A 15,900-nucleotide genomic window follows, 5' to 3' on the forward strand; every position below is an offset into this window, starting at 1 on the left:
TCTCTGTACGTGAAGGGTCGACTTAGGACGCGGCTGGCAAGTTTCAACCGCACAAGAATCGCACTTCTAGCGGTCCGCCTGGGTCTATGGCCCCACGCAAGGAGGAAAACACATGTCGAAACATCATCATCACGTCGGCTGGTTCAAGCGCCGCCATGAGGTTAAGCCGGACGACCTCACCATCGTCGACAACTCCCTGGTCAAGCGCGCCGTCGGCGCCGCCGCCCTGGGCAACGCCATGGAATGGTTCGACTTCGGCGTCTACGGCTACCTGGCCGTGACCCTGGGCAAGGTCTTCTTTCCCGACGGCGATGCCGCGGCGCAACTGATCGCCACCTTCGCCACCTTTACCGTGGCCTTCCTGGTCCGCCCGCTCGGCGGCATGGTGTTCGGCCCGCTGGGCGATAAATACGGTCGCCAGAAGATCCTCGCCCTGACCATGATCATGATGGCCCTGGGCACCTTCAGCATCGGCCTCATCCCCAGCTACGAGAGCATCGGTATCTGGGCGCCGGCCCTGCTGCTGCTCGCGCGGGTGGTACAGGGCTTCTCCACCGGTGGCGAATACGGCGGCGCGGCGACCTTCATCGCCGAATACGCCACCGACAAGACCCGCGGGCGCATGGGTAGTTGGCTGGAATTCGGCACCCTGGCCGGCTATATCGCCGGGGCCGGGACGGTCACCGCCCTTACCGCGGCGCTCAGCCAGGAACAGTTGCTCGACTGGGGCTGGCGCGTGCCCTTCTTCATCGCCGGCCCGCTCGGCCTGCTCGGCCTCTATATGCGCCTGAAGCTGGAAGAGACACCGGCGTTCAAGGCCCATGCCGAAGCCAACGAAGGCAAGGCGGCGGAAGGCCCGGCGCACAGCCTGCGCGAGCTGTTCACCCTGCATCGCGTCGCCCTGCTCAAGTGCGTCGGCCTGGTGCTGGTGTTCAACGTCACCGACTACATGCTGCTGACCTACATGCCCAGCTACCTGGCCGTGACCCTGGGCTATGCCGAGACCAAGGGCCTGCTGCTGATCCTCATCGTCATGCTGGTGATGATGCCGCTCAACATCCTCGGCGGCTTCTTCAGCGACCACCTGGGCCGCAAGCCGATGATCATCGGCGCCTGCCTGGCGATCCTGCTCCTGGCGATCCCCTGCCTCAAGCTGATCGGCAGCGGCCAGGACTGGTTGATCTTCCTCGGCCTGATGCTGCTGGGCATCGCCCTGGCTTGCTTCACCAGCACCATGCCCTCCACCCTGCCGGCGCTGTTCTACACCCCGATCCGCTACAGCGCCCTGTCCATCGCCTTCAACATCTCGGTCTCGCTGTTCGGCGGCACCACCCCGTTGGTCACCGCCTGGCTGGTGGAAAAGACCGGCAACCCGCTGGTACCGGCCTATTACCTGATGGTGGCAGCGGTGATCGGCATCCTCACCATGCTCACCGTGCGCGAAACCGCCGGCAAACCCCTGCGCGGCTCGCCGCCCTCGGTGGCCAGCGCAGAGGAAGCCAAGGAATTCCTCGCCAGCGACGCGCCGCTGACCGTGGACAAGCAGCCGCCGGGGCATGCCTGAGCCTCGGGCTTGATCGCGGCCATGGCGGACCGCCATGGCCTCTCGATGGCCTTCTCCCCACCACCCAACCTCCCCCAGACGCCCCCTCTCCCCCTGGGAGAGGGCCGGGGTGAGGGCCCGCCCAACCTCTAAACCTCCAGCCAAAAGAAAAGGGGAGACCTGGCGGCCTCCCCTTGAATTCGTTGTCCTCTCGCACCGCTCGTGACGGTGGCTGCGATCGACCAGGAATGGTGACCTGGGCGGGCCCGGGCGCGGCGGACGGGATACCGTCGTTGGCGATACGAAAGCCCCTCCTGGGGCGCCTTCGTTGGACAGCTCTACCGGGCTATCGAAGTTGAGTTCAGCTTACGCCCCTGGGCCCAGCAGGGGTTTGCGTTGTTTGCGCTTTTTACCGCCCCTTGCGCAATCCTTCGCTAGAAAACTAGCATTGCACGCTTCTGGCTAGCGCAAGGTATGCAAAATGGACAAACTCGACCGCTTCGATCTAAAAATCCTGGCAGAACTGCAACGGGATGCGCGCCTCTCCAACCAGGAACTGGCCGAACGCATCGGGTTATCGCCCTCCCCCTGCTCGCGGCGGGTCAAGCAACTGGAAGACGCTGGCTACATCACCCGCCAGGTTGCCCTGCTGGATCGCAAGAAACTCGGCCTGTCGCTGACCGCCTTCGTGCTCATCGGCATGGACAGGCACACCCCGGAGCGCTTCGAGAATTTCCAGGCGGTCATCGCCCAGTGCCCGGAAGTGCTGGAGTGCTGCCTGGTCACCGGCATGGACGCGGACTACCAACTCAAGGTGGTGGTACCCGACATGGAGCACTACCAGCAATTGCTGCTGGGCACCCTGACCCGTATCGAAGGCGTCTCCAGCGTGCGGTCGAGCTTCGTGCTCAACCAGATCCTGGCCAGTACCGAACTACCGCTCAACCACCTGCGCCCCTGAAGGGGGCTCGGCCTCTGCGTCGGCGGCGAGAAAGCGCGGCAGCACCAGCATGTGCGGCACGGCGAAGGCCGCCAAGACGGCGAACAGCGCGCGGATACCGGTCCGCTCCTGCAGCAGGAACACCAGGCCACCGGCCAGGGTGAAAACCGCCGCGCCCAGCAGGATCGGCCAGGTCAGCCAGAGATAGGCCTCGAGGCTGGCGGCCCCCAATAGCCGCTGCCGTACCCCGGTCTGGGGCGCGGCGTGCAGCAGATAGAAGCCGAGGGCGAAGCCCACCAGCGGCGGCGCCAGCACCACGGCGAATAGGGTGACCGCGAGCCAGGGACAACGCCGCTGCCAGGCAGCCAGCAGCAGAACGGGCAGCGATAGCGCGCCGCCAAGGACGAGCAGCCAGGTCAGCCACTGCGCCAGAGCTAAAGAAGCCGCGGGCCCCATGGCCAGGCCCAGCAGCCGGGCGACGGCTGCAGGGTGCAACAGCGCCGGGCCGCCGACGATGAACAGCCCAAGCGCCAGCGACGTTAGCCGACCGGCGAACAGCTCGTCCTCATGGGCGAAATGCCAAGCCGAGAGCAGCAGGAACAGCGCCAGGGCCAGCGCTCCGGCCAGTTGCCAACACAGCAGGCAGGCCAGGGCCGTCGCCAGATAGCAGCCCAGGAAGGCGGGGCGGCGTGCTGGAGAGACCAGGCAGAGGTCGCTGGCGCCATGCAGCAGTCCCAATCCCAGGCCTACCACCAGGGCGAAGGCCAGTTGCCCTGCCCCGCCCACCAGGCTGGCGAGCCCGGCGGTCAGCAGCAGCGCCAGCCAGCCCCGCCCGCTTAACGTCATGACTAGACGCCAGTCCGCGCCAGGGCCGCACGCAGATTACGCTCCGAGGTGAAGGCATAGACCACCTTGGCCAGCACATCGAGGATCAGGAAGGCCCAGACCGTAGCCGCATCGCTCACCGCCCAGACACCTTCGGGCCCCACGGCGAATACCACCGGATAGATCAGCCACAGCACGCTGAGAAAGCCGACGTTCTTGCGGTAGGCCGCGCCGACGGCGGCGTGCTGACCGGCCAGGGTCGCCAGCGGCTTCCACAGCAGATAGAGCACCCCGGCGAAGGCCGCGCAGGACCAGGCGAAGAACACCCACTTGAGGGTGCCGTAGGGCGCCAGGGAAGCGACCAGACCGGTCACGATCATCACCACGTCCAGGGTGACGATGGAGGCCACGAAGCCGGCCTGGCCTTCCTGCTCACGCGCGCCCAGGTAGGCCGAGCTCACCACGCCGGCCAGCAACAGCGGGGTGGTGAAGGTCCAGTCCAGGTAACGGGCGACATAGGTGACACTGCCGTCCGGCTTGATCAGATTGCCGACGCCCAGGTACATGGCCAGATAGGCCGTGGCGGCGATGAAGGGCACGGCGGCATGCACCAGGGTATGGCCGCGCAACGGGCCGTGGTGCGCGCCCTTGGCATAGATCGCCAGGGACGCGAGCGACATGATGATGAAACCGATGAGCAGGGGCGTCTGAATCATGAAAGTCTCCAGGGGTCGATAGGGGCGGACCGGTACGACCAACCCCTCTGGAAAAGGGGTTCTCGACAACCGCTGCGCTTAAGGTAGAGAAGCCGCCGCGAGAATTGGTTCAAAATGTTTCAGAACCACTGGGCAGCTGGCACAGCCGTCTTGAGCGAGGTCAAGCACCGCTCTCGAGCGCTCAGGCAGGCTGCGTCTTTTCGTGCCCGCCCGGAAATCCGCATGCTGCCAGCCCAGAACGTGATGCTGAGCTAAGGGCGCTGCTGCGCCAGCCCCACCCTCTTCGACGACTTCTTCCGGCTGCTGCGCCACGGCATCCGGAACCTGGTCCTGGTCGCCCACAGCCTGCCCGCCACCCGGCTGTGCCAACTCGGCGAAAATCACTGCCGCATGCGGCTGGACATAGGCCCAGAACTCTACGAAGGCTGGATCGACTGCTTGCTGGCCACCCTCGCCCAGCACGATCTCGCCTTCGACGAAGCCTTGCGCGAGGAATGGCGTGACGTGCTGGAAGCCGGGATCGCGGTAATGCGTCGTCGAAGCCCTGTCTCCGTTGGGCTTCGCTGCGCTCAACCCAACCTACCCAGCCGCTCAGGTTGGGCTGAGACGGCTCCACCGTCGAAGCCCAACACCCCACACACAACTCCCCAGCCAACCGCCCCCTCTCCCTCAGGGAGAGGGCCGGGGTGAGGGCAATCCTCGCCCAGACCTCCTCCGACTCCTACCGCTCAAAAGCCCGCAATACCGGCCATCTGCCAGCCACCATCGGTCGGTTATCCCAGCCAATCGCTCAAGAGCCCTGCCTAGACGCTTTACCCACCTCACTTAGATGACTAAGGTATGACGAAAGGACTTTTGTGCAGCAGATCACGGTTATTCCGCCCTGCCCGCACCTCGGAATGGATGACCGATGGCCCGCTTTTTCCCCGCTCGCAGCCAATGCCAGTTCGATACGCCCGGTGAACGCCGCTTCGCCGAACGCCTGGAAAAGCTGCTCGAAGACGACTACCTCTGCTGGAGCAACGTTCCGGTCGGCCCCAAGGCCCGCTATCCGGATTTCGTCGTGCTCCATCCACGGCGAGGCATCCTGGTGCTGGAGGTCAAGGACTGGAAGCTGGCCACCTTGGAATCCGTCACCCCCGGCAAGGTGCGGCTGCATACCCAGGACGGCCTCAAGACCGTCGCCAATCCCCTGCTGCAAGCCCGCTCCTACATCCTCGAAGTCGACCTGCTGCTGAAGAAGGACCCGCTGCTGCGCCAGAGCGCCGGCTCGCCGCATCCAGGCCAACTGATCATGCCCTGGGGCTGGGGCGTGGTACTCACCGGCATCACCCGCCGCCAGTTCGAGCAGACCGATCTCGCCGACGTCTTCGATCCCCAGCGGGTGCTCTTCCAGGACGAGATGACCGAATCCGCCGACCCGGAAGCCTTCCAGCAGCGCCTCTGGGACATGTTCCCCCACGTCTTCCCCTGCGCCCTCACCCTGCCGCAGATCGACCGGGTGCGCTATCACCTCTACCCCGAGGTGCGGGTCAACAGCCAGCCCGGCCAGTTCGGGTTGTTCGACGCCGCCGAGGCGCCGCTGCCCAGCCTGATCAAGGTCATGGACCTGCAGCAGGAACAACTGGCCCGCTCCCTGGGCGATGGCCACCGCGTCATCCACGGCGCCGCCGGCAGCGGCAAGACCATGATCCTCGGCTATCGCTGCGCCCACCTGGCCAAGGTCTCGGTCAAACCCATCCTGGTGCTCTGCTACAACAAGTCCCTGGCCGGCCGGCTGCGCCAGGTGATCGAACAAAAGGGCCTAGGCGAGCGGGTGGTGGTGCAGAACTTCCACGCCTGGTGCGCCGAAATGCTCACCGCCTACCAGGTGGACAAGCCGGATCACCGCCTCCCCGTGGCGGCCAAGATGGAGCAGTACGTGCTGCGTACCATCGATGCCGTCGATCGCGGCCAGATTCCTCGCGGCCAATACAGCGCCGTACTGATCGACGAAGGCCACGACTTCGCCCCCGAGTGGTTCAAGCTGGTGGTGCAGATGGTCGACCCCAGCACCCAGTCGCTGCTGGTGCTCTATGACGACGCCCAGGCCATCTATCGCGGCAAGGGCGGCAAGAAGGCGCTGGACTTCAGCTTCGCCAGCGTCGGCATCCAGGCCCAGGGCCGCACCACCATCCTCAAACTCAACTACCGCAACACGGTGGAAATTCTGTCCGTGGCCCGCGCCTTCGCCACCGAACTGCTGGCCAGTCGCGACGCCAGCGAAGACGGCGTGCCCCTGATCGCCCCGGAAAGCGCCGGCCGCCGCGGCCCCTTCCCCGAACTTATCCAGTGCGGCAGCGACCGCGAGGAGTGGGACCTGCTCATCGCCCGTATCCGCGACGAACAGGCCAATGGTCGCCCACTCAGCGACATGGCCATCCTCTATCGCAGCAGCAGCCAGGCCTACCAGGCCGAATACGAACTCCAGAAGGCCGCCCTCCCCTACCGCTCCGGCGCCAGCGACAAAGGCCGCGCCCAACTCTACGACGCCGAGGACAGCGTCAAGATCGTAAGCATGCACTCCAGCAAGGGGTTGGAGTTCGGCTTGTTATTGATTCCAGGACTAGGCGAAATGCCCAAGCAGGGCGAGCCGGAAGAGGATGAGGCGCGATTGCTGTATGTGGCGATGACGCGGGCGATTGATCGGTTGGTGATGACTTATAAAGAAGCTTCAAAATTTACGAAAAAGCTAAATAAAGCGCAACTAAAACCAAGCAAGCGAGATGACAAATGAGCACAGAACTAATTCGAGAAGTTTCCGAATGGAAGCTAGAAGCAAAACTTGAAGATACCGCAAGATATTTTTTTCACACCAACTTAGTTGATCGAGTCTCCAATGGATCAAAGGCTTTCGTTATTGGAAGGAAAGGCACTGGAAAGACCGCAATCACCGAACATTTAACAAAAGACTCAAGCTATTCTAGATTTGCCAAAAAACTTTCCTTCAAGAATTTTCCATTCCAAGAATTGTACGCACTTAAAAACGATAGCTATACCAACCCAAATCAATACATCACCTTATGGAAGTACCTGATATATAGCTCAGTCGCCAAGCTAATGGCTAAAAATGAAAATATAGACTCTGCCATCCGCGAAAGCTTGAGAAAAATTTATGCAGAAGACATTGAGCAATCACTATCGAGGAGCATAAAAAGATGGGTCAGCGGGGGTTTTAAAATATCAATCCTCGGAAGCGGCGTCGAAGCAAGCGGCACAAACTCGACAATTGCAAACAATGCAAGCTGGATTGAACGAGTAGAAGTATTAGAAGATCTACTACTAGCAAACTTAGACACGGCCGAATATTTAATTGTATTTGATGAATTAGACGAGGACTACAGGGACGTATTAGACCCCAGCAACTACAAGAGATACACAGACCTTTTAACTAGTTTATTTAAGGCCGTCCAGGACGTTCGCTCTGTTTTTCAAGGCAGAAAATTATTTCCTGTAGTTTTTTTAAGAGACGATATATACGACGTATTAATGGATCCAGATAGAAACAAATGGCACGATTTAAAAATCGCTCTCGAATGGGATGAAAGCTCAATAAAAGAGCTATTGGCATTCAGAATATCAAAAGCCGACCCAAAAAAATCAGGAATAGACCCCTTCCCAAAAGCTTGGAAAAATCTCTTCGCCTCAGTACCTGTTAAATACGGCCACAAACAACAAAAACAGATGACCATATTTGATTATATAACACGCAGCACTCAGCTTAGACCAAGAGACTACATCCGATACATACAAGCATGTGCCGAGCAAGCCTTAAAAGAAAACAAAACCGTCATAACCCCAAACATAGTAACAAAAATCGACAAGGCATTCTCCAACTATCTAAGAAGCGAAATTGAAGATGAGATCAACGGCATACTACCTGAAATAAAATCCACTCTGAATATTTTTTCCATAGTCAGAAAACAAACACTCTCGATAGAGGAATTTGAATCTGCATTTAAAGAGGCGGTTTCCCAAGGAGAGCTACAGGACAAAAGCACAGATTTTATACTTAGAGTACTATTCAACTTCTCCGTAATAGGAAACCAGCCCAGCCAAATAAACAAACACGTCTTCAGATACATAACACCAGAAGCAAACTTCAATAGAAAAGAACCGATCGTGCTGCACAGAGGCCTATTTAAATCCCTGCAAATCATATAAAGCACGTATACCCTTATTGCAAAATAATGGGTATGCAGTTTGCTCCTTATTCGAGCAACAACCCCACAAACGCCTCCGCCTGCGGCGACACCTCATCCCTCCTGCGCAGCAACCACACCGCCGACGTCGCTTCCGGATCATCCAGCTCGCGATACACCAGCCCTTCCATCTGAGTACGCTGGTAGGTGGCGGGCAGCACGGTGACGCCGAGGCCGGCGGCGACCAGGCCGAGGATGATGAGGACTTCACTGGCCTCCTGGACGATGCGCGGGGTGAAGCCGGCGCGGGCGGCGAGGCTGTGGAGCTGTTGGTAGAGGCCGGTGCCGAAGCTGCGCGGGAAGTAGACGAAGGGCTCTTCGGCGAGTGCAGCCAGGGGTAGCGGTGCGCTGCCCTGCTGGGCCAAGGGGTGGTCGTGGCGCAGGGCGACCACCAGGGGTTCGCGGAAGAGTTCGACCGCCACCAGGGCGTCAGGCAATTCGATGGGGCGGATCAGGCCGATCTGCAGATTGCCGGCGAGCATGGCGTCGATCTGTTCGCGGCTGCTCATTTCCTGCAGTTGCAGGCGCACCTCGGGGTAGGCACGGCGATAGGCGAATAGGGTCTTGGGGATGGTGGCGACGAAGGGCGAAGAGGCGCTGAAGCCCACCTGCAGTTGCCCGGTCTCGCCACGGCCGGCGCGGCGGACCCGTTCGGCGGCGCGCTCGCTGGCGGCGAGGATCTGCCTGGCTTCGTCGAGAAACGCCGGCCGGCGTCGGTGAGGGCGACACGTCGATTGGTGCGCTCCAGCAGGCGGGTGCCCAATTCGGCTTCCAGGGCCTGGATCTGCTGGCTGAGCGGCGGCTGGGAGAGATTCAGCCGCTGGGCCGCGCGACCGAAATGCAGCTCTTCGGCCACGGCCACGAAGTACCTCAGGTGGCGCAATTCCATACCGCCTCCAATGAGTCGTAAAACCTATCAATCGAGACGGACAATATATTGGATATATGGCAGCCGCCAGCCTAGGGTAATGAGGTCAGACCTGCCCTGAGGTACCCGTGAACACGTCCCGGTCGTCCGCCACGCCACCTACCCCTGCCCTGGCCACCCGGCCTGCCGCCAACGAAGCCCACCACCAACCGGACGCCTTCATCGAAAAGGGCACGCCGCAATTCCTGCGCACCGCCCTGGCGCTGTTCTGCGGCGGCTTCGCCACCTTCGCCCTGCTCTATTGCGTGCAGCCGTTGATGCCGATCTTCTCCCAGGCCTTTGGCCTCACGGCGGCGGCCAGCAGCCTGTCGCTGTCCCTGGCCACGGGTCTCATGGCCTGCGGCCTGCTGGTGACCGGGCCGATCTCCGATGCCATCGGGCGCAAGTCGGTGATGGTCTATGCCTTGTTCGCCGCCGGTGGCTTCACCCTGCTCAGCGCCCTGATGCCCACCTGGGACGGCATCCTGGTGACCCGCGCCCTGGTCGGGCTATCGCTGGCCGGCGTGGCGGCGGTGGCCATGACCTATCTGGCAGAAGAGGTACACCCGGAGCACCTGGGCTATGCCATGGGCCTCTATATCAGTGGCAACGCCCTGGGCGGGATGTCCGGTCGGGTGATCAGCGGGGTGCTGGTGGACTTCGTGTCCTGGCGCATCGCCCTGGGCGCCTTGGGCGTATTGGCGCTGGTGGCGGCGGTGCTGTTCAAGCGCAGCCTGCCGGCCTCGAAGCGGTTCCAGCCGCGCCCCTTGCGGCCGCGTAGCCTGCTCGCCGGCTATGCGCTGCACTTTCGCGATGCCGGGCTGCCCTGGCTGTTCCTGGAGGCCTTCCTGCTGATGGGCGCCTTCGTCACCTTGTTCAACTACATCGCCTATCGCCTGCTGGCCGAGCCCTATCATCTGAGCCAGGCCTGGATCGGGGTGCTCTCGCTGGTCTATCTGGCGGGCATCTACAGCTCGGCCAAGTTCGGCAGCCTGGCCGATCGCTTCGGCCGGCGGCGGGTGTTCAGCGCGGCCATCGTGCTCAAGCTCGGCGGTCTGCTGCTGACCCTGTTCACCCCGCTGTGGCTGGTGCTGCCGGGGATGCTGCTGTTCACCTTCGGCTTCTTCGGCGCCCATTCAGTGGCCAGCAGTTGGGTCGGTCGTCGGGCGCGCCAGGCGCGCGGCCAGGCGTCGTCGCTGTATCTGTTCAGCTACTACGCCGGCTCCAGCGTGGCCGGCACCCTGGGCGGCTTCTGCTGGCACCTGGGCGGCTGGACCGGCGTCGGCCTGTTCATCGGTGCCCTGCTGCTGGCCGCCCTGGCGGTGGCCATGCGCCTGGCGAAGTTGCAGCCGCTACCGGCGCGCTGAAGCCGCGGTCTGGCTGATCGCGGCCATGGCCGACCTTCGTCGGTTGGGTTGAGACGGCTCTATCGTCGCAGCCCAACACTGCCCAATGCTGGGCTGCGCGGTGCTCAACCCAACCTACCGTATATCGCCGCCACAGGCCGTCATTTCCTCGTCTGATTGCCACTCGTCGCGCGGAGCGGCGTTTCGTTCCCCCGAAAGCGGCTCTCACGGCCCCGCCACGCTAGCCTGTTCCTCATTAAACGCAGGCGACTGCAGCCCCTTCGCAACGTTCAGACAAATGTTTGCCTAGGTGTGTAGCCGCTTGGATAATGCGCGGCGAACGCTGCAGTACCCTGCTCATCAGGGATAGATGAACGGCAAGCAGGTAGGCTCCGGGGTAGATTCAGCCGTGAACATGCATTTCCAGATCAGCGATTGGCGCGCCTGGGCACCGGGTCTCACCGACCAGGACGCCTGGCGGCAGTGGTGCGCCGCGCCCTGGAGTCCGGCGGACGATGGCAGCCAACCCGATGCCAGCTTTCTACCGGCCATGCAGCGCCGCCGCCTGAGCCGCCTGGCACGCATGACCTTCCAGGTGGCCTGGCCGCTGGCCGACGCCCACGGCGCGCCGCTGCCGCTGATCTTCGCCTCGCGCCACGGCGAGACCCCGCGCACCCTGGCCATCCTCCAGGAGCTGGCTCGCGGCGAACCGCTCTCCCCCACCCAGTTCAGCCTCTCGGTGCACAACGCCATCATCGGTCAGTGGTCGATCCTGCGCGGCGACCACAGCGAGATGAACGCCCTGGCCACCGGCCGCGACGGCCTCGAACACGCCGTGCTGGAAGCCTGCACTCTGCTGGCGGAAGGGGCGACCGGGGTGCTGGTGGTGATCGCCGAGGAAGCCCCGCCGACGCTCTATGCGCCGCAAATCGACGACGTGCCCTTCCCCTATGCCGTCGGCCTGCTGCTCACCCCCGGCAGCGACTGCAGCCTGCAGGGCGAGCCGGCGCCCGCCGAGGCCGTGGGCAGCGCCTGGCCCCATGCGCTGCAACTGCTGCGCCTGCTGGAAAGCCGCGGCGCCCTGCACCACGCCTACGCCGGACGCGCCTGGCGCTGGCAGGCGGAGGCCCACGGATGATCAGCCGGCTGGACTACGCCTACCGACTGCTGGCCACGGGGCTGAACTTCGTGGTGTTCGGCTGCGGCGCCCTGGTCTTCCGGCTGCTGATCCTCCCCATACTGCTGGCGCTGCCGGGCGATGCCCTGCAGCGCCGCCAACGCGCCCGCCGCGCCAATGCCCGGCTGTTCCGCTGCTTCGTCGCCTTCATGGTGCTGACCCGGGTGATGAAGCTGAGCATCCAGGGCCGCGAACGCCTGGGGCGCCCCGGGCAATTGATCATCGCCAACCACCCCTCGCTGATCGACGTGGTGGTGCTCATCGGCTTGGTGCCCGACGCCAATTGCGTGGTCAAGCAGGGCCTCTGGCAGAATCCCTATCTCAAGCGGCAGATCCAGGCCGCCGGCTACATCAGCAATGACGGCAGCGCCGAGATGCTCGATGCCGCCGCCGATTCCCTGCGCCAGGGCCAGACGCTGATCGTCTTCCCCGAGGGCACCCGCACCACCCCCGGCGAGCCACCCCGCTTCCATCGCGGCGCCGCCGCCATCGCCCTGCGCGGCGCCCGCTGCATCACCCCGGTGATCATCCGCGTGGTGCCCAGCACCCTGACCAAGGCCACGCCCTGGTATCGCATCCCCGCGCGGCGCTTCGACTTCCAGTTGGAAGTCGGCGCCGACCTCGATCCCACCACCTTCGCCGGGCGGCCGTTGCCGCTGGCGTCGCGTGAACTCAACGACCAGCTGCACCAGCTCTACCTGAAGGAAACCGGCAACCATGACTGATCTCAACCTCGAGCTCAAAGGCCTGATCATCGAGGCGCTCGGCCTCGAGGACGTCACCGTCGACGACATCGGCGACGACCAGACCCTGTTCGGCGAAGGCCTGGGCCTGGATTCGGTGGACGCCCTGGAGCTGGGCCTGGCGATCCAGAAGCGCTACGGCATCCGCATCGACGCCGAAGCCAAGGACACCCGCACCCATTTCGCCAGCGTCAACGCCCTCGCGGCCTTCGTCGCCGCCCAGCGCGCCGCCTGAGGAGACCGTCATGCAAAGCCGTGAAGCCATCTTCGACACCCTGCGCAGCGCCCTGGTCGAGCTCTTCGAGCTGGAACCCGAGCGGGTGACCCTGGCGGCCAATCTGTACGAGGACCTGGAGATCGACAGCATCGACGCCGTCGACCTGATCGACCACCTGCGTCGCCAGACCGGCCACAAGATCGCCGCCGAGCAATTCCGCCAGGTGCGCACCGTGGGCGACGTGGTCGAGGCCGTCCATCGCATCAGCCAAGCGGAAGCCTGATCCGCCGCTTATGAGTGCCCTGCCTTCCCGCTCGCCCCTGGGCCTGGTCGCCGGTGCCCTGCTGCTCCTGCTCGGCCTGGCCTATCCCTTCGCCGTCTACTTCGGTCTGCAGCACCTCTCACCACGGCTGTTCGCCGCCGGCCTCGGCGCCCTCTGGGGCCTGCGCCTGCTGCAACCCGGCCTCAACGGCCTGCAGCGCGGCACCGCCCTGGTCGCCCTGGGCTTCTGCCTGCTGCTGGCCCTGAGCGACGCCGCCGTCCTGCTGCGCTGGTACCCGGTGCTGCTCAGCCTCTTCCTCCTGGCGGTGTTCGGCCTCAGCCTGCTGCGCGGCCAGCCGGTGATCGAGCGGCTGGCGCGGCTGCGCGAACCCGAGCTGCCGCCACGGGCGGTGCGCTACACCCGCCGGGTGACCCAGGTCTGGTGCCTGTTCTTCCTGGGCAATGCCGCCACCGCCGCTGGCCTGGCGCTCTGGGCGCCGCTGGCCTGGTGGACGCTCTATACCGGCGTGATCGCCTATGGACTGATGGGCCTGCTGTTCGCCGGTGAATGGCTGGTCCGCCAGCGCGTGCGGAGGCAGCCATGAGCTTCACGCCCCTGGCCGAGCTGCTCGGTGCCACGAGTCCAGTGGACGCCGCGCTCAAGCAGCGCGCCCTGCACCTGGCAGCCGCCTTCCAAGGTCGTGGCCTCCAGCGCCTGGCCCTGCACCTGGACGATGCCGAGGACCTGGCCTGCGCCCTGCTCGGCGCCTGGCGCGCCGGGATCGAGGTCGTTCTGCCGGCCGACGCCCAGCCCGCTACCCGCGTTCGCCTCATGCCGACCCTCGATGCCTGGCTCGACGACCTCGACGGCTGGACCGCTGCCGAGCCCCTGACGCCCGCCCTGCTCGATCTGCAGGCGCCACTGCTGACCCTGAGCACCTCGGGTTCCAGCGGCGAACCCAAGCCTATCGCCAAGCAGCTGTTCCAGCTGGCCAACGAGGTCGCCGCCCTGGAGCGGCTGTGGGGCGCGTCCCTGAGCGAGGCGACCGTCCTCGGCAGTGTCTCCACCCAGCACATCTATGGCCTGCTGTTCCGCGTGCTCTGGCCGCTCTGCGCCGGGCGCCCCTTCGCCCGCCAGGCGTTGCCCTTCACCGAGGAATTGCAACGCGAGACCGCCGCCCTGCTGCGCCAGGGTCGGCGCGCGGTGTGGATCAGCAGTCCGGCGCTGCTCAAGCGGCTGGGCGAGAATCTCGACGATGCCGTCCTCGGCCAGGTGGTGCAGGTATTCTCTTCCGGCGGCGTGCTGCCGGGAGCGGCCGCCAAGGCCTGTCAACAACGCTTCGGTCGTTATCCCACCGAGGTCTATGGCAGTTCCGAGACCGGCGGCATCGCCTGGCGGAGAGGCCCGCAACCCTGGCAGGCCTTTGCCGACATCGAGCTGGGCCAGGATGCCGAGGGCGCCCTCTGGCTGACCTCGCCCTATCTGCCCCGGGACATGCGCGAGCAGACCATGGACGAGGTGCGCCTGCTGGGCGACGGCCGCTTCGAGTTGCTCGGCCGCCTGGATCGCATCGTCAAGCTGGAAGAAAAACGCATCGCCCTGCCAGCCCTCGAAGCACGGCTGCTCGGCCATCCCGCCATCGCCGATGTCCGCCTGGGCGTGGTGCAGCAGGGTCGCGCCCTGCTCGGCGCGCTGGTCGCCCTCAGCGAGAACGGCCTGCACCAATTGCGCAACGGCGGTCGCCGCGCCCTGGTGGCCGAGCTGCGCGAACACCTGGTCGGCCATTGCGAGGCCATCGCCCTGCCACGCCGCTGGCGCCTGCTACTGGCGCTGCCCTACAGCGCCCAGGGCAAGCTGGCCCAGGCCGAGGTGGAGCGCCTGCTGGCCCAGCCACGACCGGTGGAGATCGAGCCACTGAGCGTCGAACGCACCGCAGACGGCTGGCGCCTGGAATTGGAAGTCGCCCCGGACCTGGCGTTCTTTTCCGGCCACTTCCCTACGGCGCCGGTGGTGCCCGGGGTGGTGCAGGTCGGCTGGGCCCAGCGCCTGGCCCGCCAGCACCTGGAGCTGCCTGCCGACTTCGCCGGCATGGAGGTGCTCAAGTTCCAGCAGTTGCTGCGGCCGGGTGATCGGGTGACCCTGACCTTCCACTTCGATGCCGCCCGCAGCAAGTTGCACTTCGCCTTTCGCCAGGGCGAGGCGGCCTGTTCCTCCGGGCGCATCCTGCTCAAGGAAGCGCAGCCATGAGCTTTCGCGCCTGCGCGGTGATCCCGGTGTTCGACCACGAGCACGCCCTGCCGCTGGTGGTCCAGGCGCTGCGCCAACGTGCCCTGCCCTGCGTGCTGGTGGACGACGCCTCCAGCCCGGCGTGCGCCCAGGTGATGGACGAACTGGCCACCCAACCCGACATCCATCTGCTGCGCCTGCCGGTCAACCAGGGCAAGGGCGGCGCGGTGATGGCCGGGCTCGCCGAGGCGCAGCGGCTGGGCTTCACCCACGCCCTGCAGGTGGACGCCGACGGCCAGCACGACCTGGCCGATGTGGCCGCCTTCCTGGCCGAGGCCCAGGCGCATCCAGACGCGCTGATCTGCGGCTATCCGCGCTTCGATGAATCGGTGCCCAAGGGCCGGCTCTATGCCCGCTACCTCACCCACGTCTGGGTCTGGATCAACAGCCTGTCGCTGGAGATCCGCGACAGCATGTGCGGCTTTCGCGTCTATCCGCTGGCACCGACCCTGGCGGTGATCCAGGCCGGTGGCCTGGGCAAGCGCATGGATTTCGACCCGGAGATCCTGGTGCGCCTGGCCTGGCGCGACCAGCCGATGCGCTGGCGCCCGACCCGGGTGCACTACCCGCTGGATGGCCGCTCCCACTTTCGCCTCTGGCAGGACAACGTGCTGATCTCGCGCATGCACACCCGGCTGTTCTTCGGCATGCTGGTGCGCGCGCCGCGCCTGCTCTGGCGGCGGGTGCGCCGGTGAGC

General features: G+C 64.5%; 14 protein-coding genes and 2 pseudogenes. 13 read left to right on the forward strand and 3 right to left on the reverse strand.

The window, feature by feature from the left end; genetic code table 11:
• The first annotated feature begins 112 nt into the window (after nucleotides 1-112).
• Together proP and FAZ11_RS12235 are read left to right on the forward strand one after the other, a co-directional pair.
• The gene (proP, locus tag FAZ11_RS12230) at nucleotides 113-1,564 is read left to right on the forward strand and encodes a glycine betaine/L-proline transporter ProP (protein WP_058787343.1); all 1,452 of its coding nucleotides are present in this window, start codon (nucleotides 113-115) and stop codon (nucleotides 1,562-1,564) included.
• A gap of 460 nt (nucleotides 1,565-2,024) precedes the next feature.
• Entirely contained in the window at nucleotides 2,025-2,504 is a 480-nt protein-coding gene (locus FAZ11_RS12235; RefSeq protein ID WP_058769063.1) for an Lrp/AsnC family transcriptional regulator, read from the forward strand.
• Here FAZ11_RS12235 and FAZ11_RS12240 read toward each other — a convergent pair.
• Nucleotides 2,478-3,329: a Brp/Blh family beta-carotene 15,15'-dioxygenase gene (locus FAZ11_RS12240; protein WP_058774200.1), complete on the reverse strand. Its 852-nt coding sequence runs from the start codon at nucleotides 3,327-3,329 to the stop codon at nucleotides 2,478-2,480. The two genes, FAZ11_RS12235 and FAZ11_RS12240, sit on opposite strands and share 27 nt — an antisense overlap.
• A gap of 2 nt (nucleotides 3,330-3,331) precedes the next feature.
• Nucleotides 3,332-4,024, reverse strand: coding sequence for a bacteriorhodopsin (locus FAZ11_RS12245; protein ID WP_058774201.1), 693 nt, complete (start codon nucleotides 4,022-4,024; stop codon nucleotides 3,332-3,334).
• Between the two features lie 222 nt (nucleotides 4,025-4,246).
• On the opposite strand from FAZ11_RS12245, the pseudogene FAZ11_RS25020 reads away from it, so the two are divergent.
• The 3 genes and pseudogenes from FAZ11_RS25020 to FAZ11_RS12260 all read left to right on the forward strand — a co-directional run.
• A pseudogene (locus FAZ11_RS25020) lies at nucleotides 4,247-4,558 on the forward strand (globin); the annotation flags it as partial.
• A 376-nt stretch (nucleotides 4,559-4,934) separates the two neighbouring features.
• Nucleotides 4,935-6,800 (forward strand): 3'-5' exonuclease, encoded by a 1,866-nt coding sequence (locus FAZ11_RS12255; protein WP_058774203.1) that lies wholly within the window; start codon nucleotides 4,935-4,937, stop codon nucleotides 6,798-6,800.
• Complete coding sequence (locus tag FAZ11_RS12260) at nucleotides 6,797-8,227, forward strand: P-loop ATPase, Sll1717 family (RefSeq protein ID WP_137279135.1); 1,431 nt, start codon at nucleotides 6,797-6,799, stop codon at nucleotides 8,225-8,227. The genes FAZ11_RS12255 and FAZ11_RS12260 overlap by 4 nt, the downstream gene beginning before the upstream one ends.
• Before the next feature lie 46 nt (nucleotides 8,228-8,273).
• Here FAZ11_RS12260 and FAZ11_RS12265 read toward each other — a convergent pair.
• A pseudogene (locus FAZ11_RS12265) lies at nucleotides 8,274-9,154 on the reverse strand (LysR substrate-binding domain-containing protein).
• A gap of 107 nt (nucleotides 9,155-9,261) precedes the next feature.
• Here FAZ11_RS12265 and FAZ11_RS12270 point away from each other — a divergent pair.
• The 8 genes from FAZ11_RS12270 (at nucleotide 9,262) to FAZ11_RS12305 (ending at nucleotide 15,898) form a co-directional block, all read left to right on the forward strand.
• Nucleotides 9,262-10,539 (forward strand): MFS transporter, encoded by a 1,278-nt coding sequence (locus FAZ11_RS12270; RefSeq protein ID WP_058774205.1) that lies wholly within the window; start codon nucleotides 9,262-9,264, stop codon nucleotides 10,537-10,539.
• A 394-nt stretch (nucleotides 10,540-10,933) separates the two neighbouring features.
• On the forward strand, nucleotides 10,934-11,656 hold the full coding sequence (locus FAZ11_RS12275) for a beta-ketoacyl synthase chain length factor (RefSeq protein ID WP_058760565.1): 723 nt from the start codon (nucleotides 10,934-10,936) through the stop codon (nucleotides 11,654-11,656).
• Nucleotides 11,653-12,420 carry a lysophospholipid acyltransferase family protein gene (locus tag FAZ11_RS12280; protein ID WP_058777743.1) on the forward strand — a complete coding sequence of 256 codons (768 nt, stop codon included), beginning with the start codon at nucleotides 11,653-11,655 and terminating at the stop codon, nucleotides 12,418-12,420. The genes FAZ11_RS12275 and FAZ11_RS12280 overlap by 4 nt, the downstream gene beginning before the upstream one ends.
• A complete protein-coding gene (locus tag FAZ11_RS12285) occupies nucleotides 12,413-12,673 on the forward strand; it encodes a phosphopantetheine-binding protein (RefSeq protein ID WP_058764672.1) in 261 nt (86 codons plus the stop codon). Before FAZ11_RS12280 ends, FAZ11_RS12285 begins: the two co-directional genes overlap by 8 nt.
• Nucleotides 12,674-12,683: 10 nt before the next feature.
• Nucleotides 12,684-12,938 carry an acyl carrier protein gene (locus FAZ11_RS12290; RefSeq protein WP_058764674.1) on the forward strand — a complete coding sequence of 85 codons (255 nt, stop codon included), beginning with the start codon at nucleotides 12,684-12,686 and terminating at the stop codon, nucleotides 12,936-12,938.
• 10 nt (nucleotides 12,939-12,948) lie between these two features.
• Nucleotides 12,949-13,521 (forward strand): COG4648 family protein, encoded by a 573-nt coding sequence (locus tag FAZ11_RS12295; protein ID WP_058769070.1) that lies wholly within the window; start codon nucleotides 12,949-12,951, stop codon nucleotides 13,519-13,521.
• Entirely contained in the window at nucleotides 13,518-15,164 is a 1,647-nt protein-coding gene (locus FAZ11_RS12300; protein WP_058774490.1) for an ApeI family dehydratase, read from the forward strand. Before FAZ11_RS12295 ends, FAZ11_RS12300 begins: the two co-directional genes overlap by 4 nt.
• The gene (locus FAZ11_RS12305) at nucleotides 15,161-15,898 is read left to right on the forward strand and encodes a glycosyltransferase family 2 protein (protein WP_058774489.1); all 738 of its coding nucleotides are present in this window, start codon (nucleotides 15,161-15,163) and stop codon (nucleotides 15,896-15,898) included. The genes FAZ11_RS12300 and FAZ11_RS12305 overlap by 4 nt, the downstream gene beginning before the upstream one ends.
• Nucleotides 15,899-15,900: the final 2 nt, after the last annotated feature.

This window comes from Pseudomonas rhizoryzae, from assembly GCF_005250615.1.
GTDB classification, from domain to species: Bacteria; Pseudomonadota; Gammaproteobacteria; order Pseudomonadales; family Pseudomonadaceae; genus Chryseomonas; species Chryseomonas rhizoryzae.

Coding starts and splice junctions, on each gene's coding strand:
- proP (WP_058787343.1), top strand. CDS start 113: ATGTCGAAACATCATCATCACGTCGGCTGGTTCAAGCGCCGCCATGAG.
- FAZ11_RS12235 (WP_058769063.1), top strand. CDS start 2,025: ATGGACAAACTCGACCGCTTCGATCTAAAAATCCTGGCAGAACTGCAA.
- FAZ11_RS12240 (WP_058774200.1), bottom strand. CDS start 3,329: ATGACGTTAAGCGGGCGGGGCTGGCTGGCGCTGCTGCTGACCGCCGGG.
- FAZ11_RS12245 (WP_058774201.1), bottom strand. CDS start 4,024: ATGATTCAGACGCCCCTGCTCATCGGTTTCATCATCATGTCGCTCGCG.
- FAZ11_RS12255 (WP_058774203.1), top strand. CDS start 4,935: ATGGCCCGCTTTTTCCCCGCTCGCAGCCAATGCCAGTTCGATACGCCC.
- FAZ11_RS12260 (WP_137279135.1), top strand. CDS start 6,797: ATGAGCACAGAACTAATTCGAGAAGTTTCCGAATGGAAGCTAGAAGCA.
- FAZ11_RS12275 (WP_058760565.1), top strand. CDS start 10,934: ATGCATTTCCAGATCAGCGATTGGCGCGCCTGGGCACCGGGTCTCACC.
- FAZ11_RS12280 (WP_058777743.1), top strand. CDS start 11,653: ATGATCAGCCGGCTGGACTACGCCTACCGACTGCTGGCCACGGGGCTG.
- FAZ11_RS12285 (WP_058764672.1), top strand. CDS start 12,413: ATGACTGATCTCAACCTCGAGCTCAAAGGCCTGATCATCGAGGCGCTC.
- FAZ11_RS12290 (WP_058764674.1), top strand. CDS start 12,684: ATGCAAAGCCGTGAAGCCATCTTCGACACCCTGCGCAGCGCCCTGGTC.
- FAZ11_RS12295 (WP_058769070.1), top strand. CDS start 12,949: ATGAGTGCCCTGCCTTCCCGCTCGCCCCTGGGCCTGGTCGCCGGTGCC.
- FAZ11_RS12300 (WP_058774490.1), top strand. CDS start 13,518: ATGAGCTTCACGCCCCTGGCCGAGCTGCTCGGTGCCACGAGTCCAGTG.
- FAZ11_RS12305 (WP_058774489.1), top strand. CDS start 15,161: ATGAGCTTTCGCGCCTGCGCGGTGATCCCGGTGTTCGACCACGAGCAC.